Source organism: Paenibacillus sacheonensis (assembly GCF_009909195.1).
GTDB classification, from domain to species: Bacteria; Bacillota; Bacilli; order Paenibacillales; family Paenibacillaceae; genus Paenibacillus_Z; species Paenibacillus_Z sacheonensis.
This window is the reverse complement of record NZ_JAAAMU010000012.1, coordinates 30,814-55,270: the sequence shown is the minus strand read 5'-3', so window position 1 is coordinate 55,270 and position 24,457 is coordinate 30,814. Positions and strand designations below refer to the sequence as shown.

Annotated in this window: 23 protein-coding genes; 16 read left to right on the top strand and 7 right to left on the bottom strand. The window is 57.7% G+C overall.

The features are described 5' to 3' along the window. Positions 1-38: 38 nt before the first annotated feature. Positions 39-1,112: a M42 family metallopeptidase gene (locus GT003_RS20995; RefSeq protein WP_161701488.1), complete on the bottom strand. Its 1,074-nt coding sequence runs from the start codon at positions 1,110-1,112 to the stop codon at positions 39-41. A 457-nt stretch (positions 1,113-1,569) separates the two neighbouring features. On the opposite strand from GT003_RS20995, the gene GT003_RS20990 reads away from it, so the two are divergent. The 3 genes from GT003_RS20990 to GT003_RS20980 all read left to right on the top strand — a co-directional run bounded on the left by GT003_RS20990 (position 1,570) and on the right by GT003_RS20980 (position 3,188). Next, positions 1,570-1,836: a CD3324 family protein gene (locus GT003_RS20990; protein WP_161701486.1), complete on the top strand. Its 267-nt coding sequence runs from the start codon at positions 1,570-1,572 to the stop codon at positions 1,834-1,836. A gap of 145 nt (positions 1,837-1,981) precedes the next feature. Beyond that, on the top strand, positions 1,982-2,167 hold the full coding sequence (locus GT003_RS20985) for a hypothetical protein (protein ID WP_161701484.1): 186 nt from the start codon (positions 1,982-1,984) through the stop codon (positions 2,165-2,167). A 43-nt stretch (positions 2,168-2,210) separates the two neighbouring features. After that, complete coding sequence (locus GT003_RS20980; protein ID WP_161701482.1) at positions 2,211-3,188, top strand: phosphotransferase; 978 nt, start codon at positions 2,211-2,213, stop codon at positions 3,186-3,188. 37 nt (positions 3,189-3,225) lie between these two features. Here the strand turns inward: GT003_RS20980 and GT003_RS20975 are convergent, their stop codons facing one another. From GT003_RS20975 to GT003_RS20960, 4 genes are read right to left on the bottom strand one after another with little or no spacing between them, the layout of a single operon-like run. Next, positions 3,226-4,275 carry an acyltransferase gene (locus GT003_RS20975; RefSeq protein WP_161701480.1) on the bottom strand — a complete coding sequence of 350 codons (1,050 nt, stop codon included), beginning with the start codon at positions 4,273-4,275 and terminating at the stop codon, positions 3,226-3,228. After that, complete coding sequence (locus tag GT003_RS20970) at positions 4,268-5,191, bottom strand: D-alanyl-D-alanine carboxypeptidase family protein (RefSeq protein ID WP_161701478.1); 924 nt, start codon at positions 5,189-5,191, stop codon at positions 4,268-4,270. Before GT003_RS20970 ends, GT003_RS20975 begins: the two co-directional genes overlap by 8 nt. After that, positions 5,098-6,351: an alanine racemase gene (gene alr / locus GT003_RS20965; protein WP_338045965.1), complete on the bottom strand. Its 1,254-nt coding sequence runs from the start codon at positions 6,349-6,351 to the stop codon at positions 5,098-5,100. The genes GT003_RS20970 and alr overlap by 94 nt, the downstream gene beginning before the upstream one ends. 8 nt (positions 6,352-6,359) lie before the next feature. After that, positions 6,360-7,436 carry a D-alanine--D-alanine ligase family protein gene (locus GT003_RS20960; RefSeq protein WP_161701476.1) on the bottom strand — a complete coding sequence of 359 codons (1,077 nt, stop codon included), beginning with the start codon at positions 7,434-7,436 and terminating at the stop codon, positions 6,360-6,362. Between the two features lie 204 nt (positions 7,437-7,640). Between GT003_RS20960 and GT003_RS20955 the strand changes: the two genes are divergently transcribed. Together GT003_RS20955 and GT003_RS20950 are read left to right on the top strand one after the other, a co-directional pair. Further along, positions 7,641-8,345: a response regulator transcription factor gene (locus tag GT003_RS20955; RefSeq protein WP_161701474.1), complete on the top strand. Its 705-nt coding sequence runs from the start codon at positions 7,641-7,643 to the stop codon at positions 8,343-8,345. Further along, a complete protein-coding gene (locus tag GT003_RS20950; protein ID WP_161701472.1) occupies positions 8,335-9,426 on the top strand; it encodes a sensor histidine kinase in 1,092 nt (363 codons plus the stop codon). Before GT003_RS20955 ends, GT003_RS20950 begins: the two co-directional genes overlap by 11 nt. Positions 9,427-9,508: 82 nt before the next feature. On the opposite strand, the gene GT003_RS20945 is transcribed toward GT003_RS20950, so the two are convergent. Together GT003_RS20945 and GT003_RS20940 are read right to left on the bottom strand one after the other, a co-directional pair. Next, the gene (locus tag GT003_RS20945) at positions 9,509-10,516 is read right to left on the bottom strand and encodes an N-acetylglucosamine kinase (RefSeq protein ID WP_170312294.1); all 1,008 of its coding nucleotides are present in this window, start codon (positions 10,514-10,516) and stop codon (positions 9,509-9,511) included. Further along, positions 10,516-11,820 (bottom strand): 6-phospho-beta-glucosidase, encoded by a 1,305-nt coding sequence (locus GT003_RS20940; protein ID WP_161701470.1) that lies wholly within the window; start codon positions 11,818-11,820, stop codon positions 10,516-10,518. Before GT003_RS20940 ends, GT003_RS20945 begins: the two co-directional genes overlap by 1 nt. A gap of 234 nt (positions 11,821-12,054) precedes the next feature. On the opposite strand from GT003_RS20940, the gene GT003_RS20935 reads away from it, so the two are divergent. From GT003_RS20935 to GT003_RS20885, 11 genes are all read left to right on the top strand, one after another. Further along, positions 12,055-12,918: a MurR/RpiR family transcriptional regulator gene (locus tag GT003_RS20935; RefSeq protein ID WP_161701468.1), complete on the top strand. Its 864-nt coding sequence runs from the start codon at positions 12,055-12,057 to the stop codon at positions 12,916-12,918. 213 nt (positions 12,919-13,131) lie between these two features. Next, positions 13,132-14,046, top strand: a complete 915-nt coding sequence (murQ, locus tag GT003_RS20930) for an N-acetylmuramic acid 6-phosphate etherase (RefSeq protein WP_161701466.1) — start codon at positions 13,132-13,134, stop codon at positions 14,044-14,046. A gap of 52 nt (positions 14,047-14,098) precedes the next feature. Beyond that, positions 14,099-15,544, top strand: a complete 1,446-nt coding sequence (locus GT003_RS20925; RefSeq protein WP_161701463.1) for an ABC transporter substrate-binding protein — start codon at positions 14,099-14,101, stop codon at positions 15,542-15,544. A gap of 97 nt (positions 15,545-15,641) precedes the next feature. Next, positions 15,642-16,544: a carbohydrate ABC transporter permease gene (locus GT003_RS20920; protein ID WP_161701461.1), complete on the top strand. Its 903-nt coding sequence runs from the start codon at positions 15,642-15,644 to the stop codon at positions 16,542-16,544. A 16-nt stretch (positions 16,545-16,560) separates the two neighbouring features. Next, complete coding sequence (locus GT003_RS20915) at positions 16,561-17,421, top strand: carbohydrate ABC transporter permease (RefSeq protein ID WP_161701459.1); 861 nt, start codon at positions 16,561-16,563, stop codon at positions 17,419-17,421. Between the two features lies 1 nt (position 17,422). Continuing rightward, a complete protein-coding gene (locus tag GT003_RS20910) occupies positions 17,423-18,655 on the top strand; it encodes an anhydro-N-acetylmuramic acid kinase (RefSeq protein ID WP_161701457.1) in 1,233 nt (410 codons plus the stop codon). A gap of 63 nt (positions 18,656-18,718) precedes the next feature. Beyond that, positions 18,719-19,690 (top strand): GNAT family N-acetyltransferase, encoded by a 972-nt coding sequence (locus tag GT003_RS20905; protein ID WP_161701455.1) that lies wholly within the window; start codon positions 18,719-18,721, stop codon positions 19,688-19,690. Between the two features lie 3 nt (positions 19,691-19,693). Beyond that, on the top strand, positions 19,694-20,401 hold the full coding sequence (locus tag GT003_RS20900; protein ID WP_161701453.1) for a PIG-L deacetylase family protein: 708 nt from the start codon (positions 19,694-19,696) through the stop codon (positions 20,399-20,401). Beyond that, a complete protein-coding gene (locus GT003_RS20895; RefSeq protein ID WP_161701451.1) occupies positions 20,398-21,537 on the top strand; it encodes an exo-beta-N-acetylmuramidase NamZ family protein in 1,140 nt (379 codons plus the stop codon). The genes GT003_RS20900 and GT003_RS20895 overlap by 4 nt, the downstream gene beginning before the upstream one ends. A 57-nt stretch (positions 21,538-21,594) precedes the next feature. Beyond that, positions 21,595-23,151: a glycoside hydrolase family 3 protein gene (locus GT003_RS20890; protein WP_161701449.1), complete on the top strand. Its 1,557-nt coding sequence runs from the start codon at positions 21,595-21,597 to the stop codon at positions 23,149-23,151. A 16-nt stretch (positions 23,152-23,167) separates the two neighbouring features. Next, positions 23,168-24,079 carry an N-acetylglucosamine kinase gene (locus tag GT003_RS20885; RefSeq protein WP_161701448.1) on the top strand — a complete coding sequence of 304 codons (912 nt, stop codon included), beginning with the start codon at positions 23,168-23,170 and terminating at the stop codon, positions 24,077-24,079. Positions 24,080-24,457: the final 378 nt, after the last annotated feature.

Genomic DNA, 24,457 nt, shown 5'->3' with positions numbered 1-24,457 from the left:
TCCGCATTCAGCCGTATCATACTCTCTTCAAACGCAGCCTAAGAACGGTCGAGAATGGTCCGGTACGTCGTCGCATCGCAATTGGACACGAGCTTCACGAGCAATTCCTTCGCCGCGTCGTAATCGTCCGTATGCAGGACGGAAGCGGACGTATGAATGTAGCGCGCGCATACCCCGATGACCGTCGAAGGGATGCCGCTGCCCATCGTGTGGACGGCGCCTGCGTCCGTGCCGCCCGGCGAGACGAAATACTGATACGGGATATGATGCGTTTGCGCCGTGTCCAATACATATTCCACCATGCCTCTGTGCGTCAGCATCGTCGGATCATAGATGCGCAAGAGCGCGCCTTGGCCAAGCTGGCCGAAGGCCGATTTGTCGCCGTTCATGTCGTTCGCGGCGCTGGCATCCATGGCGAAGAACAGATCCGGCTGGATCATGCCGGCCGCCGTTCGGGCTCCCCGCAGGCCGAGCTCTTCCTGAACGGTAGCGCCGGAGTAGAGCACGTTCGGGAGCTTCTTGCCCTGCAGTTCCTTCAGCAGCTCGATCGCCAGGCCGACGCCGTAGCGGTTGTCCCAGGCTTTGGCCATGATTTTCTTCGGATTCGCAAGCGGCGTGAATTCGCAGTAGGGCACCGCCTGCTGACCGATGCGCACGCCGATCTCCTGCGCATGGGCTTTGCTGTCGGCGCCGATGTCGATGTACATGCCTTTCACGTCAAGCGGTTTGCCGCGTGCCGCCTCGTCGAGCAAATGAACCGGCGTCGTGCCGATAATGCCGACGAGCGGGCCGTTGTCCGTCATCACTTGGACGCGCTGCGCCGGCAGCACTTGGCTGAACCAGCCGCCCAGCGTCTGGAAGCGGAGCATGCCGTTCTCGGTAATGCCGTTAATGAGGAAGCCCACCTCATCCATATGGCCGGCCGCCATGATAACGGGACCTTGCTCGTCGCCGCGCAGCACGCCGAAGATGCTTCCGAGGCGATCCTGCACGATTTCATTCGTATATTTCTCCAATTCTCCGCGGACGAAGCCCCGCAGCTCCCGTTCGAAGCCGGACGCGGATTGGAACGCCGTCAACGTTCGGAACAGGTCCATCGTATCTTGATTCATGTACATCCCTCGCAATCTGTGTAGTGTCCGCCGCGATCAGGGCACCGGCCCCGGCCGGGCGGCAGCGCAATAGCTTCATTGTAGCGTCTTTTGGCGCTTGGGTAAAACGGAGAGGGTGCCGGGTAATAAACCGCTCTACCCGTTTTTTACCTATTATCGGAAGCAGCCGGCCTTTATAATGAAGCTGCCTTGTTAACTTTTATTGGAAAGTCGGGAAATGCGCGAAGGATATGGGATCGTCGGAATCGAACTCATTCTTATCCTTAGGAGAGGAGGGTTAAAGATGGTTGGTTTTAAACAGATCTGCTCCATGCAAAGTCTACACTACAAACAACGGCGGTTGTTGTATGGAGCAGAAGAAGCGATTTCCGCCTAAGCTCGCTGCATGGCGACCGTGCGTCGTAGTCTAGACTTTGCTACCTAAAATTCTAAAAAAATTTTAAGGGGCAGAGCGACCATGAAATATGTGAATGCCGATATTATCCTTCCGGAAGAGCTGCTGAAGGAAGTCCAAAAGTACGTCCAAGGCGGAATGCTGTACATTCCAACGCCGGAGCGGGCGCGCAAGAAGTGGGGCGAAAACTCGGGAGGAAGATCCTACTTGAGTCAAAGAAACGATGAAATCCGCAAACACTTTACGGGCGGCGCCAACATCGTTCAGTTATCGGATCAATTCTGCCTTTCCTGCGATAGCATTAAAAAGATCGTGTATTCGAAAAAGTAGCCACGCCCTCGTGGCTTATTTTTTTTTGCGAAGAGACCCCTTAAGCAAGAAATGGTTTCTAACTGTTTCTTATCTATCCGCAAGGCTCCTGCCATGGTTATGATTGGGATATCGCCAAGGTAACGATGAAGGGAGGTGAACGGCGATGTCCAAACCGCACAGAGGAAGAGCGCTGTGGAAAATGCCATCGAGAGGCAGAGGGACGTGCCCGGTTTGTTCGGCTGCGAGGATCAAGCTGCTGTATACCAAGAACAAAACGGACGGCGGCCAAATTCAAGTGTGCAAACGATGCGCGAAAGCAAGCAGCGACAGGATCGATGCCGTGAACTAGACGGGGAAGAGCACGCCGACTGCAGGAGGTGAAAAGGAAGCCTGTGCAAAAACACATCAAACAGCTGTTCACTAGGGATCTCCTGCATCAAGCCGCGGAACGTTATGGCATACGCAAGGACTCTTTGATCGCATTAAACGGGTTTCAAAACGTCGTTTATTCGGGGTTGGCCGGCGGGCGCGAAGTGATTCTAAGAATGGCCCATGTCTCGCATCGGAACGAGGCATTAACGAAAGCGGAATTAGCGTTCGTCCTTTACTTGGCGGAATCCGGCGTACGCGTAGCTAGACCGGTCCCGTCGATGGCGGGCGAGCTTGTGCATACGATTGACGAAGCCTTCGTCGTGACGGCTTTCGAAAAGCTCCCTGGCCGGCAGGCGAGAATAGCCGAGGAGAGCGATGTCTTCTATACGAACATCGGCCGGATGGTTGGGAAGATACACAAGCATTCCCGCTGCTATGCGCCCCGGGAACGACGTAATGAATGGCACGACAACGCTTTATTGGCTTCGTTCAAAACGCATTGTCCGCCGGAATTATACGATGGCTTCGACCGGTTGATGGCGGAAGTCGGCAATCTTCCGAAGGATAGAGACGACTTTGGACTTATACACGGGGACGTCAGCTGCGGCAATTATCTCCATGACGGGGATGAGGCCCATATCATCGACTTTGACGAGGCGGAGTACAGCTGGTACGTGTCGGACATCGCCGTGCCTTTATTTTACGAAATTCCGATCCCTTGGGTCGTGGACGGAACGCGTAGAGTAGAGATAACCAAGCGCTTCTATTCCAACTTCATGAACGGCTATTGCAAGGAGAACGCGATCAGCGAAGCCTGGCTGAAGAAAATTCCTTTATTCATCGATTTAAGGCAAGCGCGGGTGTTATCCGCTCTCTATCGAAGCAGGGATTTCAATGCTCCCGATTGGAGCGAGTGGGATGAGCAAGCGCGGCGCTTCTTTTATTCCAATTTGCTGCATGACACGCCTTATATCGATGTGGACTTCTCGCATATATAAACCGACGAAAGGCACCCGTACCGGGTGCCTTTGCGTGTTAGCTCAATCGCGACGACAAGGCGCGGGCCGGCCGGAATTTCCGGCTGATCGCGATCAGCCATACGGCGGCGGCCGCCATGCCGACCGACAACAAGCAGACGGCGGCAAAATGGAACAGGCTGTTCGCGATGAACAGACCTTCCAGGTTCGTCGCCTCCGCCGCTCCGCGAACGAGCACGATGGCGATCGGATGCAGGATGTAGATCCATACCCGCCACTCCCGGAACGTTTTGCCCGACCGGACCTTCCACTGCATCGCCCAATGAAACAAGAAGTACGTGGCGGGAAGCGCGAACACGTACATGCTGTCATGCCTTGGCATGCCCGCCGCGTGCAGCAGCGATCCTTCGGCGAACATCAGGCCGAGCGATCCGGCAAACAAGACCGCATTGGCGAACGGCGTTCTCGCCGGAGGCTTGCCCTTGGCTGCCAAAGCCCCGAGCGCCAAATAAACGGGGGCATAGAACAGCCCGTTGCGCGTGAAGTCGAAGACGGTGAACATGCCGTCGTACGCATGGACGATTCCGTTGCTGCCTTGAATGAGCCCGTAGTAGCTATCCCCGAGCAGCCCCGCGACGTACAAGCACCCCGCCGCGGCCAGCATGCCTTTCAGAGACAGTTTCCGATAAAGCAGGACCGTAATCGGCAAGCCCAGCAGTAAAGCCGGCAAATACCACAGATGATAGAAGGTGCCGTCGAACACGATATCCTTGAACAGCGAATACGGCGTGAAGGAATCGGAAAAATAACCCGTGTATATATTCAACGGAATGTACAGCAGAATCGCGATCGCATACAGCTTCCCGGTTTTCAGCATGTAGCCGCGCAGCGCTTGCCGGTTCTTCCGCGGGTCGTCGGTCAGTTTGCGGAAAAATAGAAACCCGGCCGTCATGAAAAAGACCGGAACGGCAATGCGGGTAAGCAGATTGCTGATCAGAAAATCGGCCGTGCCGCTGTATGTGAGAAGCGGGCCGGTATGATTGGCAACCACCAAGACGGCGGCGATGAATTTGATCCAATCGAGCCCGCCGAAATTCGGTTTAGACATAAGCGGCAAGTCCTTTATCGCGAAATGCGGTCACGATGAATCCATTCCTGTTGTTGCCCGACAAGTCGTACCGATCGCATTCAACGAGAGGAATGGTCGTAGAAGTCCCCGTCGTAGAAGTCCCGGTTATAGAAGTCCCTGCGCTCGCCGCTGCATAGTAAATCTCCACGGTTGACCACTCATCCTCGAATACGAGATGATCGCCCTCGAACGGATAGTCCTCGAGCACATCGATATATTCCTCCAAGCACCAATCGTTGCGCTCCATGATCTCGGCGTGGGGATAGCCGACGTACCGGAAATGCCACGGTTCGCAGGATATCCGGGTTAACGATTCCTTGCCTTCCTTATAGCGTTGAATGAACCCATACCGGGCCGCCAGCTGCTTGAACCTCTTGCAGACGCCTATGTCGGGGAAGGCCGGCGCGATAAAATCCACGTCCTTGTTCAGCTTGCCGACGTCGATGGCCAAACCCGTCTGATGCTCGCTCCGGTCGGGCCATGCGACGTAGCGCGCCGTGTATTCCGCGCCATGCTCGGCCAACGAGGATGCATAGATTCGCTCCTGCTCCGATTTGGTCCGATAGCCGCTGACCGCGATAATCTCGTTCATCCCTTGGCAGGCCTCGAGCAGCGCAGCCAACTGCCGCAAGCTGGTCCGTTCCAACAGGATGCCATCGCTCAGGGCATGGATAGCCGGGACCGAGCTAAGCGGCACGAGAAAGTCGGGCGCAATCGGCTGTCCGATGGGATGCTCGCGATTGATCAAGACCAAATACCCTTCATGAATCGCGGCATTGGCCGCTTGAACGGCCGTATCGATCAGATAGCGGCTTGTTTGCCGGCAATCGACTTGCTGACAGCCGGTCTGTTGACGTTCGGTTTGATGTCGTTCGGCTTGGTTGGGTTGTTCCATCTCGCATAAACCTCCTCGGTGTCGGTATAAGTTCGTTCGACTCGGACGCCGATCGACGTGGATATCTCCTGCGCGACGCTTCCGATATGGGCGGCAAGCTCCGAGAACGTGATACGCTGTTCGCCCTGAGTGCCGATGAAGGTGACTAAGGCGCCTTCCGCGCACGGTCCCGGAAGCTTGATCATCAGCTGGTCCATGCAGATCTTGCCGACTATGGGGGCTCGCCGCCCTTCGATCAGCACGTCCGTGCCTTGCATTCGCTGCGTCCAGCCGTCGGCATATCCGATCGGCACGGTCCCGATCCATTCGTCCTCGTCGGCCCGGTACGAATTGTTGTAGCCGAGATATTCGCCTCTAGCCAGCTTCTTCACGTGAATCAGGCGGCTATGAAGGCTTAAGGCAGGCTCCAGCTTGATCGAATGGACGAGCTTCTCCGGATAATAGCCGTACATCGCTGCCCCGATCCGAACCATATCCATGGCCAGATGAGGAAAACGGAGCGCCGCCGCGCTGCCCGCGCAATGATAATGCCGGATCGCCAAGCGGGAAGCGCGTCCCCATTGCTTCATTTCCATAAAACGCGCCGCTTGCTGCTCCAGGAAAGTCGTGTCGGCTTCGCCGGCCGTCGCGAAATGCGTATAGAAGCCGTCCACCTCGATATCCTTCGCGCGTAGCCAAGGCACAAGCTCGTCCCATTCCGTCTTCGCCCGGATGCCGATCCGCCCGAGTCCCGTATCCATCTTCACGTGAACCCGAAGCTTTCCCGCGGAAGCGTAAGGCTTATAAGCCCGCATCTCGGCAAACCATCGCGCGCCGGTGACCGTTAACGTCAAGTCGAGCTCCAGCGCCAGCTGCACGTGCTCCGGCCGAATGGGCGTCAAGACGAGAATAGGCAGCTTCATGCCGGCCCCGCGCAGCCGGAGCGCTTCCTCGATGTAGGCGACCGCCAAATAATCCGCGCCAGCCCGTTCCGCAGCCGCAGCCGATTCGATGTCGCCGTGCCCGTAGCCGTTCGCCTTCACGACGGCCATCAGCTTGACGGAATACGGCAGCGATTTGCGAATGCGCAGCATATTCTCGCGAATGCGGTTCAAACTAACTTCGGCCCATGTCTCTCTCAGCATGCCGTTCACCTCGCTCACCTCGCTCACCTCGCTCACCTCTTTCCTCACCTCGAATAGCGAATCGTTTGTTTGTCTTCATGACGCGCAACGGCGTGGCCGATCAGCTGCTCGATCAGCGCCGCGTAGGACGTGCCGTCGGTACGTTCCCACATGACCGGATACATGCTGAAATTCGTAAAACCGGGAAGCGCATTGATCTCGTTCAGAAACAATTCGCCTTCTCCGTCGAGGAAGAAGTCGACGCGGGCCAAGCCCTCGCAGCCGTGGGCCCGATAAGCCCGAACGGCCAGCTCGCGAATGCGCTCGGTCAAGCCGGCGGACAACTCGGCCGGAATGGACATCGTCAGCCGTTTGTCCATGTACTTGGACTCGTAGTCGAAGAAGGCGCGGTCATGGATGAATTCGCCGGGCAGCGAGGCCAGCGGTCTCTCGTTGCCGATGACGGCCACTTGAATCTCCCTGCCGGCCACCTCGCGTTCGAACACGAGCTTCTTATCGTAAGCGAACGCCTCTTGGATGCCGGCCCGCAATTCCCCGCGGTTCGTGCACCTGCTGATGCCGATGCTGGAACCGAGGGAGGCTGGCTTCACGTAGCACGGATACCCGATGCGCGCCTCGACGTCCCGCACGACCGCCATGCCGTCCGAGCTCCACTCGTCGAAGCGGCATACCCGGTAGTCCGTTTGGCGAATGCCGGCTTGGGCCAAAATCTCCTTCGACATCGCCTTGTCCAAGGCCAGGGCGGAGGCCAGCACGCCGTTGCCGACGTACGGAACGTTCAGCAGCTCCATCAGGCCTTGCACGGTGCCATCCTCGCCGTTCGAGCCGTGCAGCAGCGGCATGACGACTTTCGGTCCGGGCAGCGCCATCACCCCAGACAGGATTTCGCCGATCGAGCTGGCCGTGTCCCGGTAAGACGGCCGGGCGATCAGCCGTTCAACCGTCAAGCCTTCCTTGGCAAGCCGGCCCGGCGTGCACCACAAGCCGTCCCGCGTAATGTAGACGGGATAGACCTCGAAGCGGCTTTCGTCGATGGATAGAAGAACCGTCACCGCCGTTTTCAATGACACTTCGTGTTCGACGGATTTGCCGCCGTATAGAACGTATAGCTTGGTTTTCATGATGGAATAACCTCCCGATTGAATTCTTGTCCGTTGCTCTATCTCCAAGATAACGCGTAAGGCCGCGGAAGTTCGTAAGACGCGATAAAGGAATCCTTAAGATTTTCTTATTTGTGGATTCGCGGGGTCGGTTACGGGGACGATTTCTGATAAGCTAGAGCAGCGAACGCATGGATTCTAACCTTAACAAGACGGAGAGAGACGATGATGCCGATACAAATCCTGATCGCCGACGACGATCTCGAGATCGCGAAGCTGATCAAAATCTATTTGACCAACGAAGGATACCAAGTCCTGACGGCAAGCAACGGCCGCGAGGCAATGGACGTGATCGCCAAGGAGCCGATCCAATTGATCGTCCTCGACGTCATGATGCCGGAGATGGACGGCCTGGAGGTCGTCCGGGCGGTGCGCGAGGCGTACAGCATTCCGATCCTGATGCTGAGCGCCAAAGCCGAAGACATGGACAAGATCTTGGGGCTGACGACGGGCGCGGACGATTATATGGTCAAACCGTTCAATGCCCTCGAGCTGCTCGCCAGAGTGAAGTCGCTGCTGCGCAGATCGCATTATTTGAACGCGCAGATCCAGCCATCGCAAGAGCAGGACGAGATTCAGCTTCATGCTTTGAAGATAAACAAGAAGGCGCACGCGGTTACGGTCGAGGATCGGAACGTGAATTTGACGTCGACGGAGTTCGATATCTTGCATCTGCTGGCGAGCCATCCGGGGCAGGTGTTCAGCGCGGAAGCGATCTTCGAATCGGTATGGAAGGACAAGTTCCTGGAGTCGACCACCAACACCGTCATGGTTCATATCAGCAAGCTTCGCGATAAATTGGAGAGCGAGCTGGGCGGCGTCAAGCTGATTCAGACCGTATGGGGAGTAGGGTACAAAATTGATCCGTAAACCGTGGAAGAGCCTTCGCTTCAAAATGCTGTTCTTGTTCGGCTTAAGCGCGGCGGCGTCCGTCCTGACGGCCGGTATGCTGGGCTTGGTCGCGCTTGCCGCATACCGGATGGAATTTCCTTATCTCGTCGTTCTCCTGCGGATGCTGGATTCGGAATTCGGCGCTCCGCTCACTTTTACCGTGGTTTGCCTCATCCTGTTCATTGTCTATTTCTTCGCGCTCAGCCACCCGACCATTCGCTACCTGATGGACATCTCGCAGGGGATCGAGCGGATTGCAGGCGGGAATTTCGACTATCGTTTCCCTATTCGCGGAGATGACGAGCTTGCGGGACTGGCGGAAAATATCAACACGATGACCGCGCAGCTGAAGCTGTCCATCGAAGAGGAGCGGCGCGCCGAGCGGACGAAGGTCGAGCTGGTCACGAACGTTTCCCATGATTTGCGGACGCCGCTGACGTCGATCGTCGGGTATTTGGGGCTGATCGAAGAGGACCGTTACCGGGATGAAGTGGAGCTGAGGCAGTACGTTCGGATCGCTTACGAGAAATCGATGCACTTGAAATCGATGATCGACGATTTATTCGAATTCACGAGGACGAGCGGCGGCATGGGACTTCGGCTGTCGCCGATCAATCTCGTCGAGATGCTCGGGCAGCTGGCCGCCCAATTCCGGCTGCAATTCGAACAGGCGGGGATGGCGTGCGTCTTGATGCTTCCCGATCATCCGATCATCGTCGATGCGGACGGGGACAAGCTTGTCCGGGTGTTCGAGAACTTGATCGTCAATGCGATCCAATACGGCAAGGACGGCAAGCGGATCGATATCGCGGCGTGGACCGACTTCGGGCAGACCGTCGTCGAGATCGCGAACTACGGCGAGCCGCTGCCGGCATCGACCATCCCGCTGCTGTTCGAGCGGTTCTACCGCGGCGAGCATTCGCGTTCGCGCAATACGGGCGGCTCGGGCCTTGGCCTCGCCATCGCCAAAAACATCGTCGAGCTGCACCATGGCGCGATTGCCGCGGCGAGCGATGGGGGAAGAACCTCGTTCAAGGTGCGGCTGCCGCTGGGGAAATAGCGTGGAAAAAATAAAAACCGTTCCTGCGAAGGATCAAGGCGCTCGCCTTCTTCGCAGGAACGGTTTTTTGATATGCGTGCTGCTAGTGCTGCTGCTGCCGGACGCTCTCGATCACGCTGCGCCGCATGTCCGCATCGACCGGCCGGCAATGCGCGAGCTCCAGCGCCCACAGCACGGCGCCGGTCGCCGGAGGCTCCTGCAGCATGATGTACCTGCACGGCCGGCCGGCCAGTTCGGCCATATAATGCTTGAACCGCTCGAACAGCAGCGGACGATCCGCCTTCACCCACACGGAGCCGGCGAGCACGACGTCGACTTCCGCTTCGCCGTCGAAGTCCAGGTGATGCAGGCATCCGGCCGCGGATTGCGCCAGCTGCCGGGCGGAATGATCGACGATGCCGAGGGCGGCGGGGTCTCCGGCTTCGGCGGCGCGCCACAGAATCCGGATCAGCTCCGTGTTCGGCAGCGTGCGGTTCACCGTGCCCTCCACGGCGAATTCCATGAAAGCTTCCTTGGCAGGGACGCCGAGCAGCGCCATGACGGGTTCCGCCATCGACGTCTGCGGCCCTAGCCGGTAAAGCGCGTCGTACACCGCGCGCATCACTTTCCGCCCGAGGTAGAAGCCGCCTGCTTCGTCGCCGGCCAGCTCGCTGCCGATGCCGCCGATTTGGAGACGCTGCCCGCTCGGGGAGATGCCTCCTGCCACGGTGCCGGAGCCGTTAATGGAGCAGATGCCGTAGCCTCGCTCGCTGCCCGCCTTGATGCCGAGGAACGAATCGTTGTCGACGGCATAGTTGGTGAATCCGAGCCGCTCGACGACGGCGCAGAGCTGCTCCTTCTGGGAAGGGATGTCCGCGCCGGCCAGTCCGAAAGCACCTGCGGCAATATGGGCCATCGTCAATCCGTTGCGCTCGAGCAGCAGGCGGATCTTCTCGCTCATGACCCGGTAAGAGCTGGCGTAGCCATCCGAATACTGTTCATGGCTGCACGTGCCGGCGTTCAGATGATCGACGAAGCGTCCCTGCAGATCGAACAGGAAGTAGTCGGTTTTGCTGTTGCCGCCGTCGACGCCGATAATATAGCGTTCCATTATTTCTTCGCTTCTTCCTTATAGAACTGCGGCAAATATTCTTTGTGCGCTTCCTTCAATTCATCGAAAGCCCCTTTGGCCGCGTTGTAGTCGCCGACCAGCGGATTCATGAGCAAGGCGCGCATCGCCGCGTCCTCGCTGCCGGTTACGGCGGCTTCGACGGTCTCGCGCTCGTACGCTTTGATCATCCGCATGTAGTCGATGATGTGCTGGTTGTCGAAGTTCTCGATCTTGATCGGCTTCGCGCCGTCCTTGCCGACGACCGCGCACACTTCGACGGCGTCGCTGTCTTCCATGAAATCCAAGGCGCCGTTGTTGAGCAAGTTCACGACGTGAACCTCCTGCTTGTCATTATAGATGGCGTCCACGAGGCTGATGGCGACCTCGGAGTAATTGGCGCCGCCGCGGGTCGAGAGCAGCTCCGGCTTGGAATGCAGCTCGGAATCGGAATAGATGCCGAGCAGCTCTTCCTCGATCTGAATGCATTTCTCGCCGCGGGAGAGCTCCATGTCGCGCACGACCTGCAGCTTCTTGTTCTTGAAGTAGTAATATTCCAGGTACGAGGACGGAATCGCGCCGGCCATTTGGATCAGCTCTTTGCTGAAGCCGCTCGCCGGAATGTTCTTCATCGTCTCGCTGTTGAGGCCCATTTCCAGGGCGGTTTTGAGATAATCCTTGCCATCCTGCTCGATGCCCGTAATCCAGCTGAGGTGATTCAGTCCGATGTACTCGATGTTCGGATGATCGAGATCGAGCGACTCGCGGATGCTCTTGAACATGTTGTACGGCACGTTGCAGAGACCGAGCATTTTGACGCCGGTATGGTTCAGGATCGCTTCCGTAATGATGCCCGCCGGGTTGGAGAAGTTGATCAGCCAAGCGTCCGGGCAAAGCTCCTTCATGCGAGCCGCGATGTCCAGCATGACCGGAATGGTGCGCATGGCTTTGAAGAAACCGCCGATGCCGCAGGTTTCCTGGCCGATCATGTCGTATTTGAGGGGAATCTTCTCGTCGAGCACGCGTGCCGGCAGCTTGCCGACGCGGATCTGGCCGAGGACGAAATCGGCATCGCGAAGCGCGACGTCCAGCTCCTGCGTCATGATGACGCGGCAAGGCACGTTCGCGGCTTCGATCATGCGCTCGCACAACGCGCCGACGGTTTGCAGCTTGCGTTCGTCGATATCCATGAGCACGAGCTCGCCGATCGGCAGCACGTCCTTGCGCTTGATCATGCCTTCGATCAATTCCGGGGTATAGGTACTGCCGGATCCGATAATGGCGATTTTGATGCTTTCTTTCTTCATGGGAACCACCTCTTGGTTGGAGTCGTGAAGCAGGAGATTTATATGGGCCCATTATAGCACTTCGAAGATGGGGTAACAATAAAAAATAGATTTTTAATTCCATAATAAAAATTTGTTTTGAAATAAAATTTCTAATAATGGATTCCTCAACCATGACACGAGGTGTAACTATTCCTTGTGTTTTAGGGGGAATACCCGTAAGATAATAGTGAATTTGACGAGGGCGGGTCGATAATGGCGATAAACGACAACATTTTGATTAAGATTCGGGACATGAAGGACAGCATGACGCCCGTTGAGAAACTGGTTGCCGATTTTATATTGGAGAACACCGAAGAAGTGCCGCATCTCTCGATCAAGAGCCTTGCGCAGATGAGCAAGACGAGCGATGCTTCCGTGCTGCGCTTCTGCAAGACGCTCGGTTACAGCGGCTATCGGAGCTTCATCGTCAGCATTTCGGCTTCCCTGGGTTCCAGAGACGAAGAAACGAAGGACCAGTATACCGATATTCAGCCCGGCGACGACCTGTCCATCATTATCTCCAACATCGCGCGCAACAACATAAAGTCCATTGAGGACACGCTCAGCGTCATCGACCGCGACCAAGTGGCGAAGGCCGTTAAGGTGCTGCGCGAGAGCGACCGGATTATCTTCTTCGGCGTCGGCGCTTCGGGCATCGTATGCAAAGACGCGGAGCAAAAATTCAGCCGCATTAATAAGATGTGCCATTCCTATACGGACAGCCACAGCCAGTTGACGGCCGCGACGCTGCTCGGCAAGGGCGACGTGGCGTTCTTCGTCTCCAATTCCGGCGATACGGCGGAGATTCTGGAAACGCTGGAGGTTGCCAAGAAGAACGGGGCGACGTCGATATCTATCACCAAGTATAATAAGAGCGAGCTGGCGGACAAGTCGGATATCCTGCTTAGCATCTCCACGCCGGAACTGACGATTCGCAGCGGCGCGATGGGTTCGAGAATCGCGATGCTGACCGTCATCGACATGCTGTTCGCCGGCGTGGCTAGCGCCGAGTATCAGAACGTGAAGAAGTTTCTGACGAAGACGCACAACATCCTTGCGGGCAAGCATCGCAAATAAGCCACTTATAAAACGGGAGACATGGGTAAGCTACGGCTGAACATGTCTTTTTTTGCGTCGATTTCCAAAATAAAAAAACAAATATTAATTTTAGTATAAAATTTTATTTCAGAATCTATTGACGGATTAAGTCGCTGAAGTTTAATATGGGTCTTAGAAAGAATAAGTGTGTTAGCTAATCTGACATCACGATATCAGGGTAGGAGAATGGTTATGAACGAATATTTAGCGGGATTGACTACAGAGGAGATTAACCATGCGACACGGATGATCGACGAATGCTCCACCGAGGAGATGCTCCGGCTCTTGAATCAAGAGGACCAGAAGGTGCCTGCCGCGATCGATGCGGAAATTCCGCAAATCGTGAAAGCGGTTGATATTTTGCATCACAAACTGAAAAACGGCGGAAGAATGTTCTATATCGGCGCAGGCACGTCCGGCAGGCTCGGCGTGCTCGACGCATCGGAGATTCCGCCGACGTTCGGTACGGATGCATCGCTCGTCCAAGGACATATCGCGGGCGGGGATATCGCATTGCGGGTCGCCGTGGAAGGATTCGAAGACAACGCAGAGGAGGGGGTTGCACTAATTGAGCGCTGCGGCATTACAGAGAGAGACGCAGTGGTCGGGATATCGGCAAGCGGCAGCGCAAGCTTCGTCATCGCCGGTTTGAAACGGGCTTCCGAGCTCGGCGCGGCGACGATCGGCGTCGTGCACAATAAGCACTCCAAGCTTGAAGCGGTCTGCGACGTATGCATCGCGCCCGTTGTCGGACCCGAAGTGATCATGGGTTCGACGCGAATGAAGTCGGGTACGGCAACGAAGCTGGTGCTCAACATGCTGTCCACTTGTACGATGGTGAAGCTCGGCAAGACCTACAACAATCTCATGGTCGATTTGAAGGCGAGCAATATGAAGCTGAATGACCGCTCGATCCGGATTATCCAGACCGCTACCGGCGAGGATGCGGAGACGGCGGAGAAGTTCTTGAAGCGGGCATCGATGAATTGCAAACTTGCCATCATGATGATTCTTACCGGGTTGGATGATGCGGAAGCGGAACGGGAACTCGAACGAAGCGAAGGCAGCTTGAAGAAAGCGATTCGCAATTGCAGCAAGATCGGTTAATGAGCAACGAACAGGACACTATAATGCTGAAATCCTTAAGGAGGATATTCATATGAAGACGAAATCTCGCGTTTTGGCATCCGTACTGGCACTCGGTTTATCCGTTACGACGCTGGCAGCCTGTTCTTCCAACAATAACGATAACGGTTCAAACAACGCCGGCGGCGCTTCGAACGCAGGCAACGCGGCAGGCGCGAAAGACACCATCACGGCGCTGCTGCCTCCCGTATCTCCGACTTATCAAGAGAATTTCGATCAAATGGCCAAAGATTTCAATGCGAAATACCCGAACCTGACGCTCAAGATCGAACCTGCAAGCTGGGAAGACATGACGCAGAAGCTGGATACGCAAGTGAACGCCGGCAGCCCGCCGGATATCGCGTTCATCGGCTCCGACGGCATCTCCAAATACGTGCAGCAAGGCATGCTGATGGACATCAAGGACGCGGCGACGCCGGACATGATCTCCGACTTCGATACGGCGCCATTCGAATATATGAAGAACGGCGCAGGCATCTACGGCTTCCCGGCTTACATGGAAGCGCATGCGCTCGGCGGCAACAAGGAATTCCTCGAGAAGGCCGGCATCGACTACAAGAACGTGCAGAAGAACGGCTGGACCTATGACGAGTTCCGCGAAGCCATCAAGAAAGGCGTCGTGAAGGAAGGCAATAAGACGAGCCGTTACGGCTTCGTGTTCGCGACGGCCGGCGTCGCTTCCAAAGACTACTTGGGCGTTCTGGTGAAAGGCGCGGGCATGCCGAACGCGTTCACGACGGACAATAAATATGCCTACACGAGCAAGAACTACCTGGAAGTGCTGAAGGACATCCGCCAACTGATCGACGACGGTTCCATGCCGAAAGAGCTCAGCTCCGTGGATGCGGGCAAACGCTGGAACATGTTCCTGACGGGCCAAACGATGATCACGGGCAAAGGCCTCGCGACGTTCGAGAACTCCGCGAATAAAAATAACGAGAAAATCGACGCCAACGACGGCAGCGCGGTCAAAGGCAGCATCAAAACGGACTATATCGTCCTTCCGGTGCCTTCGTTCGCCGGACAACCGCCTGTAACGACCGTAGCGGTAGACGGCTACGTTACGTTCCGCGGCAAGAAAGAACCATCCGCCGAGCACAAAGCGAACGTCGTGAAGGCAGCCTACTTCCTCGCAAGCGGCAAAGTAGCGGCGACGACGAATAACGACCTGTTCGTAGCCAACATTACGAAATCCGGCAAAACAGCTGCCGAAGGCATGACGACGAACCGCAATCCGGATAACGTCGCTGCCGTGGGCGTGCTTCTCTCCCATGCGGCTCCGGCGCGTCCCGACATCCCGGTCGAGCTCGGCGCGAAAGCGATCAAGCTGGAAGACGAAGTCATCGTTCCGAAGCTGCAGGCGCTCTTGGCCGGCGAAATCTCTCCCGAAGACATGTATGACGCCGTGAAGAAAGCGGCGATCGATACGTTCGGCGAAGACGGCGTCGTCAAGGAGTAATCTTCCCGTTCGGATAGCCTCTTGATTGTGAGGGGCTATCCGAAATCTTTTTTATCGCATGGTCATCGACTCGATAGTGGAAAAGAGGTGCAGCTTGATGAATCCAACCAAGAAATCATTTTTCAGACGCCGCCTAGAGAGCGATAACAGCTGGGGTTATGCCTTTATCGCGGTGGCGCTCGTCGTCTTCGCGCTGTTCACGGCCTATCCGGTCGCCAGCGCCTTCATCATCAGCTTTCAAGATTACAAGCCGCTAGGCTCCACGTTCATCGGTTTCGATAATTACGCCGAGACGTTCAAGGACGCGCTCTTCTGGAAATCCATCCGCAACACGATCATTTATACGATCCTAACCGTGCCCGTAGCGCTGCTGCTCTCCTTTGCGGTAGCGATTCTCATATTGCCTCTGAAGAAATGGATGCAAACGTCGTTCAAAGCCGTGTATTATTTGCCCGCGGTCGCTTCCGGGGTGGCTTTGTCGGTCGTATGGCTGTGGATCTTCGATCCGATGGACACCGGGATCTTCAATAAGCTGATCTCGCTCTTCGGCATCGGCAACCAGAACTGGCTGGGCTCCAGCAGCACGGCGATGTTCTCCCTCGTCTTCATGGCCTGGCTGTCGAGCCACGGCACGAGCATTATCATTTATCTGGCCGCGCTGCTCGGCATCGATACCAGCTATTACGAAGCGGCCGACCTGGACGGCGCGACCTTCCTGCAGAAGCTGCGGTATATCGTCATTCCTTGCTTGAAGCCGACGACGCTTTTCCTGCTCGTCACCGGCGTCATCGGGTCGTTCCAAGTGTTCCAGAACGCCTATCTGATGACGGGGGGCGGACCGGATAACGCGACGACGATGGTCGGCTTATTGATCTTCAACAATGCATTCAAATATTTCGAGTTCGGCAAAGCGGCTGCCCAATCATTGCTGCTCGCGGGCTTGATCGCGGTCGTCGCCTTGGTTCAGTTTAAATTCTTCGGCAAAGAAGTGGAGTATTAAGGAAGGAGGTTCGCACATGTCGCTGTACAGAAACTACCCGGACCGGAGCAAAGCCAAGCTGTTCCGCAACGGGACGATCATCGGGCTGCTGCTGTTGTTCGCGCTCGCCACGATATTCCCGATCTACTTCATGGTCATCTCTTCGCTGGGCGATCCGGTCGAAGCGGGCGCGATGAGCTATTCGCTCTGGCCGTCCAAGATCTCGTTCGCTTCCTACAAATTCTTCTTCGATTACAGCGAGTATTCGTTCCGCTGGCTCGGCAACTCGCTGCTCGTGGCCGGAAGCGTCATGATCTCGAACGTCGTCTTCGCCAGCATGGCGGGCTACGCGTTCTCCAAGATCAAATTCAGGGGCAGAGCTTTTCTCTTCACGCTGCTGCTGGTCGCGATGATGATTCCTTACCAGGTCACGCAGGTGCCGCTTTATATTCTGATCGTCAACACGTTCAATCTGCAAAATACGTACACGGCACTTATCGTACCGGGCCTCGTAACGGTCTATAACATCTTCTTGTCGAAGCAGTTCATGTCCTCGATTCCGAAGGAAATCATCGAGAGCGCGAAGATGGAAGGCTGCAATCAATTCCAGATCTACTTGCGCATCATTCTCCCGTTGTCCAAAACCGTCCTTGCGGTGATGGCGATCCTGACGTTCATGGACAGCTGGAACACGTTCTTCTGGCCGTTCCTGGTGACGAACACGATGGATATGCAGACGATTCAAGTCGGCCTGAAAAACTTCCGGTTCGCGAATACGACGTTCTTCGCGCCGATGATGGCAGGAGCCACGATCTCCGCCCTGCCGATGTTCATCCTGTTCTTCAGCCTGCAGCGTTACTTCCTCGAGGGCGTAACGGTAGGCGCGGTCAAAGGCTGATATGGCGGCGGCGAGCGCGATGGCGCGCAAGGAACGTTATGCCGTCGGCCTGATGTCGGGGACGTCCGTCGACGGAATCGACGCGGCGGTGATCCGCATCGCCGGCGATGCGGACGGAAGCGGAACGGGCACCGGCGGCGAGGATGCAGGCGGGCAGCCGGACGTGCAGCTGGTTGCCTTCGCCAACACGGCATTCCCGGCGGCGGTGCGCGACGAGATCTTCGAGCTGTTCGATCCGTCCCGCGCCACGATCGACCGGGTCGGACGGATGAACGTCAGGCTCGGCGAGCTGTATGCGGAGGCGGCTTTATCGGTGATCGCGTCCGCCGGCTTAAAGCCCGAGGACATTGCGGTCATCGGTTCGCATGGTCAGACGATCTATCATGCGCCGGACGCGTTTATCGAGGACGGACGCGATCTTCGCTTCACGGTGCAAATCGGGGAAGGCGCGGTCATCGCCGCGCGGACCGGCATTCCGTGCGTGACCGATTTCCGCGTCGCCGACATGGCGGTCGGCGGGCAGGGCGCGCCGCTCGTGCCGTTCACGGAATACGGCCTGTTCCGCGAAGCGGACCGAACGCTGCTGCTGCAAAATATCGGCGGCATCGGCAATATTACGGTCCTTCCCGCAGGCTGCGCGCCCGAGGAGGTCTATGCGTTCGATACCGGACCCGGGAACATGCTGATCGACGGCGTGGTTAGCCGGTTGTACGGCGGGGAGCGGACCATGGATGTCGGCGGCGCGATCGCAAGCGCGGGGAAGATAAATCGCCAGCTGCTAGAAATCCTGCAGGATGAAGCGTACTACGCGCTGCCTTTGCCGAAATCGACGGGCAGAGAGCTGTTCGGTTCCGTCTACGTGGATGAATTAATCGCCTATCGCGACGCGCACGGGCTGACCGCCGAGGATTTGGTTGCCACCGTCACGATGCTGACGGCGTGGTCGATCGGGGACGCCTATCGCAGGTACGTGCAGCCTTCGCATGCGGCCGACGTCATGCTCGTCGGGGGCGGGGGAAGCTACAACCCTTCGCTGCTCGGATTCTTGAAGCAAGAGATGGGGCCGATGGGCGTGGAAGTGCTCGTTCAGGAGGACATCGGGCAGAGCAGCGACGCGAAGGAAGCGGTGGCGTTCGCGCTGCTGGCCGACTATGCGATTGCGAGGCGCACGAACAATCTGCCGAGCGTCACGGGCGCGGCGCGTCCGGTCGTGATGGGGAAAATCTCTTATTAAGCGGTGCAACGGCCAACTATCGAACGACAATCACATATCAATCGAAATGCGAGGTGACGTCGAATGAGGATCGCCTCTTTCGAGCATCGGTATTTAGATGGCGTTCTTACGTTGTGGAACGCCGCGGCGGTCGCGGAAGATTACAAGGAGCTGGACGCGGCAAGCTTCGATCGCATCTTCTTGTCTAATCCGTATTACGACCCGGCGAATGCGTTCGTGCTGCTCGACGAGCACGGCGCGGCGCAGGGATTCGCGTGCGGCTGCACGGGTGACGACCTGCCGCTGGGCGACGTGGCGGGTTATATCACCTGCATCGCGCTGGCGGAAGCTTATCGCAATGATGGCGCTTACGGCATGCTGCTGGGCGCGCTCGAGGCGCGGTTCCGGGAGCTCGGCAAGAAGCAGGCGGACGTGCTGTTCTTCAATCCGATGATGCTGCCTTGGTACGTCCCGGGTACGCCGAAGCACGAACACAACAATGCGCCAGGCGTGCCTGTCGGCAGCCCGTTCCATGTTTACCTGCTGGCGCACGGCTATGCCGAGCGAACGCAGGAATGCGCGATGTACTTAAATCTATCGGACTTCGATTGGCCGGACGAGATGCGGTCCAAGGAAGCGAAGGCGAATGCGGAAGGCTACGAAGTCGAGCTCTTCGATCCGCAGCTGCATAACGGCATCGAAGCCATGCTGGTCGGGTTCGACAACCCGCTTTGGCAGCGCGAGATCGCGCAGTGCGCGGTGGAAGGCGTTCCGGTCGTCATCGCCGCCCAAGGCGGCAAGGCGGTTGGATTCGCCGGCCCTGTTATCCGTCAAGATAACGGAAGGGGCTATTTTGCCGGCATCGGCGTCCACCCCGATCACGAGGGCCACGGTCTCGGGAGCCTGCTGTTCTTTCGGCTGTGCGAGGCGTTCCGGGCGATCGGCACGGACTATATGTCGCTGTACACGGGGATCAAGAACCCGGCGATCCGGATCTACGAGAAAGCCGGCTTCAAGACGGTCAAACATTTTGCGATCATGCGGAGGGAGTTTTAACGAATGGGCGAGCAGTGGTTGACGATATTGGCGATTGGCGGACATGTAGGGGATGCGGAATTAACGGCGGGAGGCGTGCTGGCGAGCCATGCCCTGAAAGGAGATCGGATCGTCACTTTGGCGCTTACGGCCGGGGAACGAGGCGTTCCGGCGGGCCAAGACATGGCGGATTATCGGGAGCAGAAGGTCAGGGAAGCGGAGCAATTCGCGGCGATGCTAGGCGGCGAGGCGATCGTGTTCGAGATTCCGGACGGCGAGCTGGAGGACAGCGACGAGATGCGTTACCGGGTATGCGACGTCATCCGCCAAGTGAAGCCGAACGTGATCATCACGCATTTCAAGAACAGCATGCACAAGGACCATATGACGACGCACCGGATCGTGAACGATGCGCGGTTCTTCGCGGGGCTCGCTTCCTTCGAGCGCGAGCTGCCGGCGCATTTCGCCCCGAAGCTCTATTACGCGGAGAATTGGGAGGACGCGGTCGACTACAAGCCGTACGTCTACGTCGACTTCAACCACGAGGCTTACGAGCTGTGGGTCAAGGCGGTGTCCACGCATTGGTTCGTGACGGGCAGCAAGTCGTTCCCGTACCTCGAATACTATAAACATCTTGCCCGCGTGCGCGGCATCGAAGCGCGGAAGCAGTACGCCGAGACGTTCATGGTGCCGGAAGAGACGATGCGCCTGCGCCAGGATTCATTGCTATGATCCTGAACGGCGTCGATCGGATCGGGCAGCATGCCCGGTTGTTTCAAGGGAAGCGGCTTGGATTGATAACGTCGCCTACCGGCTTGGACCGCGATTTCGCGCCGACGATCAGCATCCTGCATGAACGCTTTCGTTTGACGGCGCTGTTCTCGCCCGAGCATGGCGTTCGCGGGGATCAGGATGCGGGCGGTCTGGTGGAGGCGTATGCCGATCCGCAGACGGGCGTGCCGGTGCACAGCTTATATCGCCGAGATTCCAAGCGGCTTACGCCGGAAATGCTCGAAGAAGTCGATGCGGTCGTGTATGACATCCAGGATGTCGGCATTCGTTATTATACCTTTATTTATACGATGCTCTACGCGCTCGAGGATTGCGCCAAGGCGGGCAAGGAATTCATCGTCCTCGACCGGTTCAATCCGCTCGGCGGCGTCACGGTGGAAGGCAATGTGCTGAAGCCGGGTTATACCTCGTTCGTCGGCAACTATCCATTGGCCGTTCGTTACGGACTGACCGTGGGCGAGCTGGCGACGATGGCGAACGACGAGATGGGCTGGAACTGCAAGCTGCACGTCGTGCCTTGCGAGGGCTGGGAACGGACGATGTCTTTTCCAGACGCGAACCGTCTCTGGGTGCAGCCGTCCATGGGTATTCCGCGTTATGAGACGGCTTTATTGTACGGCGGAACATGCCTGTTCGAAGGCACGAATTTGTCCGAAGGCAGGGGAACGACGTTCCCGTTCGAAATCATCGGCGCGCCGTACATCGAACCGCAGCGTCTTGCGGACGAGATGAACGCGAAGAAGCTGCCGGGCGTGAGATTCCGTCCCGTGTACTACAAGCCGACGGCATCGAAGCATCAAGGCGAGCTTTGCGGCGGCGTTCAGCTCCACATCACGGATGCGCGAGCCGTGCTTCCCGTCGATACGGGCGTCACGCTGCTCTATGCGATCAAGGAGAATTACGAGGCGTTCGCTTGGCTGCCGCCGTTCAAGGAAGGCTCCCGGCCGTTCATCGATCTGCTCGGCGGCGATAACCTGTACCGCGCCGATGCCGTGGACGTCCCGGCCATGCTGGCGCAGTTCCGCGAGGAGAGCCGGGCGTTCGCGGACCGAAAGCAGCGGTATCATTTGTATTGAATTTCGTTTGTATGCAGGGCTGAATCAGGGCCTGCATGAGGTAAGGAGAGGGCTAGCATGAGAGCTTTAACGTTACGGGAGAAGATCGGCCAGCTGATCGTAACCGGATTTCCGTCCACGGGCATGACCGAGGACTTGAAGCGTCTGATCGCTGATTACAAGATCGGGAACATCATTCTGTTCTCGCATAATATCGCGAACAAGTCGCAGCTTCGCGAGCTTTGCGGCGAGCTTCGGCATACGATCACGCAGCATACCGGATTTCCGGCGCTGATCTCGATCGATCAAGAAGGCGGACGGGTAACGCGGCTTCCGGCCGATGCGACCAACATGCCCGGCGCGATGGCGACCGCCTCGACGGGCCGGCCGGAGAATGCGTACGCAGCGGGGCGTATCACGGCTCGCGAGCTGCGCGCGCTTGGCATTAATTTCAATCTCGCGCCCGTGCTCGATATCAATAACAACAAGCATAATCCGGTCATCAACGTCCGATCTTACGGGGACACGCCGGGTACGGTCGAGACGTACGGCCTGCAGATGATACGCGGACTGATGGAGGGCGGCGTGCTGTCTTCCGTGAAGCATTTTCCGGGTCACGGCGATACGGCCGTCGACTCCCATCTGGGGCTGCCCGTCATCGACAAGTCGCTCGAGCAGCTGATGGAGCTGGAATTGAAGCCGTTCCGGGCGGCCATCGCGGCCGGAGCCGAAGGGATCATGAGCTCGCATATTCTCTTCCCGCAGATCGAGACGACGGGCGTGCCGGCCACGATGTCGCGGACGATCATTACCGACCTGCTGAAGAAGCGGCTCGGCTACGGCGGCCTCGTCGTGTCCGACTGCTTGGAGATGGATGCGATCAAGAAGTATTACGGCACGGCGCGCGGCGCGTTGGGCGCGATTCAAGCCGGCGTGCATCTGGTCTTCGTCAGTCATACCCCAGCCCTCGTCATCGAGGCGGCGGAGCTGATCGAGCAGGCGGTGAACGACGGCGAACTGCCGATGTCCGTCATCGACGACGCGCTCGAACGGGTCATGTATGTTAAGCGCAAATACGGCGATACCGGCGAATCCGATCTGAACATCGTCGGTTCCGACGCCCATCGCCGCGCAGCCGCGGCCATCAGCGAGGAGAGCATCTGCCTCGTGCATGGCGAACTCGAGACCGTGCGCAGGGGCGGCGGCGACACGATCTTCATCGGCAGCCCTCCGTATCGGACGGATCAGGCTTCCAGTCAGGCGAAGTCGGGCTTGTCGTTTCCGGCGGCGATGGCGGAAGCATTCGATGCGGCAAGCGCGACGATCGGCATCGACCCGGACGAGGAAGAGATCGAACGGACGCTGCGGCAGGCAGAAGGCTATGGGCATTCTGTGATCGGCCTGTTCAACGGACGGGAGAACGCCGGGCAGCTCAAACTCGCGCGCAAGCTTGCGGCAAGCGGGCACAAGGTTACGGCCGTCGCGCTCGGCAAGCCGTACGATTTGGAGGAGCTTGGCGACGGTGCATGCGGCCTGGCCGCGTTCGAATATACGCCGCTCGCGATCGCTTCCTTGATCCGCGTGCTGGGCGGCGAGATTCTTCCGACGGGCAAGCTGAGCATCGAGGGCGCATGAGAAGGAGCGGAGAAAGATGAGATACGTAGCCGGCTTGGACGGCGGCGGGACGAAGACCGCGGTTACCGTTGCCGATGAGCGGGGGCGGCCGATTCATACGTTCGTATCCGGCGCCATCAATTATAACGGGCAGGACGAAGAAAGCATTCGGCTCAGCTTCCAAACGATCATGGCGGAGATCGCCAAGGCATGCGGTGGCTTGGCGCATTGCGCGCAGATCTGCATCGGCGCGGCCGGCGTCAGTAATCCCGCCGTGCAGGAGCGGCTCACGGCCAATGTCCGGGATTGCGGATACGAAGGCGGACTGCTTATCACGGGCGATCACGAGACGGCCTTGTGCGGCGCGCTCGACAGCCCGGTCGGGATGATCCTGATTGCGGGAACGGGCTCGATCTGCTTCGGCCGCAATGACGGGGGGAGTACGCACCGTACGGGCGGATGCGGCTATCTGATCGACGACGAAGGGAGCGGCTACAGCATCGGCCGCGATCTGCTGTCGGCGGTCGCGAAAGCCGGCGACGGACGGATTCAGCCGACCGTCATCACGGAGCTCGTCTATGCGCGCCTTGGCATGTCGTCGGTCAGGGAATTGATCGGCTTCGCGCATGACAAGCATACCAACAAGAAGGATATCGCGGCGCTCGCTCCCTTGCTCACGGAGGCCTGCGATTCCGGGGACAGCGCGGCGCAAGCCATCGTGAAACGCAGCGCGGCTTCCTTGCTCGAGCTCGTGGTTCCGGTCGCGGAGAAGCTGGCCATGCAGGATGGCCGGCTCGTGCTGGCGGGCAGCGTGCTGCTCAAGAACGCGTACGTCCGGGACGCATTCGAGACGCTGCTGAAGCGGGAATACCCGTCGATGCCATGCGTCGCGGCGCCGGATGATGCGTCGGGCGGCGCGGTGCGGATGGCGCTGCTGGAGTTGGCGTAAGCGGGTTCCGCGTATGTAAGAAGGTATGGCAATAGGGATGCAAGGATAACAAGGAAGCAAGGACAACAAGGAAGCAAGGACAACAAGGAAGCAAGGACAACAAGGAAACAAGGACAACAAGGACAACAAGGACAACAAAGAACCAAGGACAACAAAGAAGCTGTCGGCTCGGGCCGGCAGCTTCTTTGTTGTCTTTTCAGGTCGGCGAGGAGTCGGCCTGGCAGCCTGCGTGGCTCGTGGTGCAACGTCCGATGCCAGCTCCGACAATCGCGGCTCAGGCGGAATGCAGACTAGTTCCATTTTTGTAGGTTGTACAGCAATTTTTATAGGGTTGTACAGCAATTTTTGTAAGTTATACAACAATTTGCTCCGATTTTG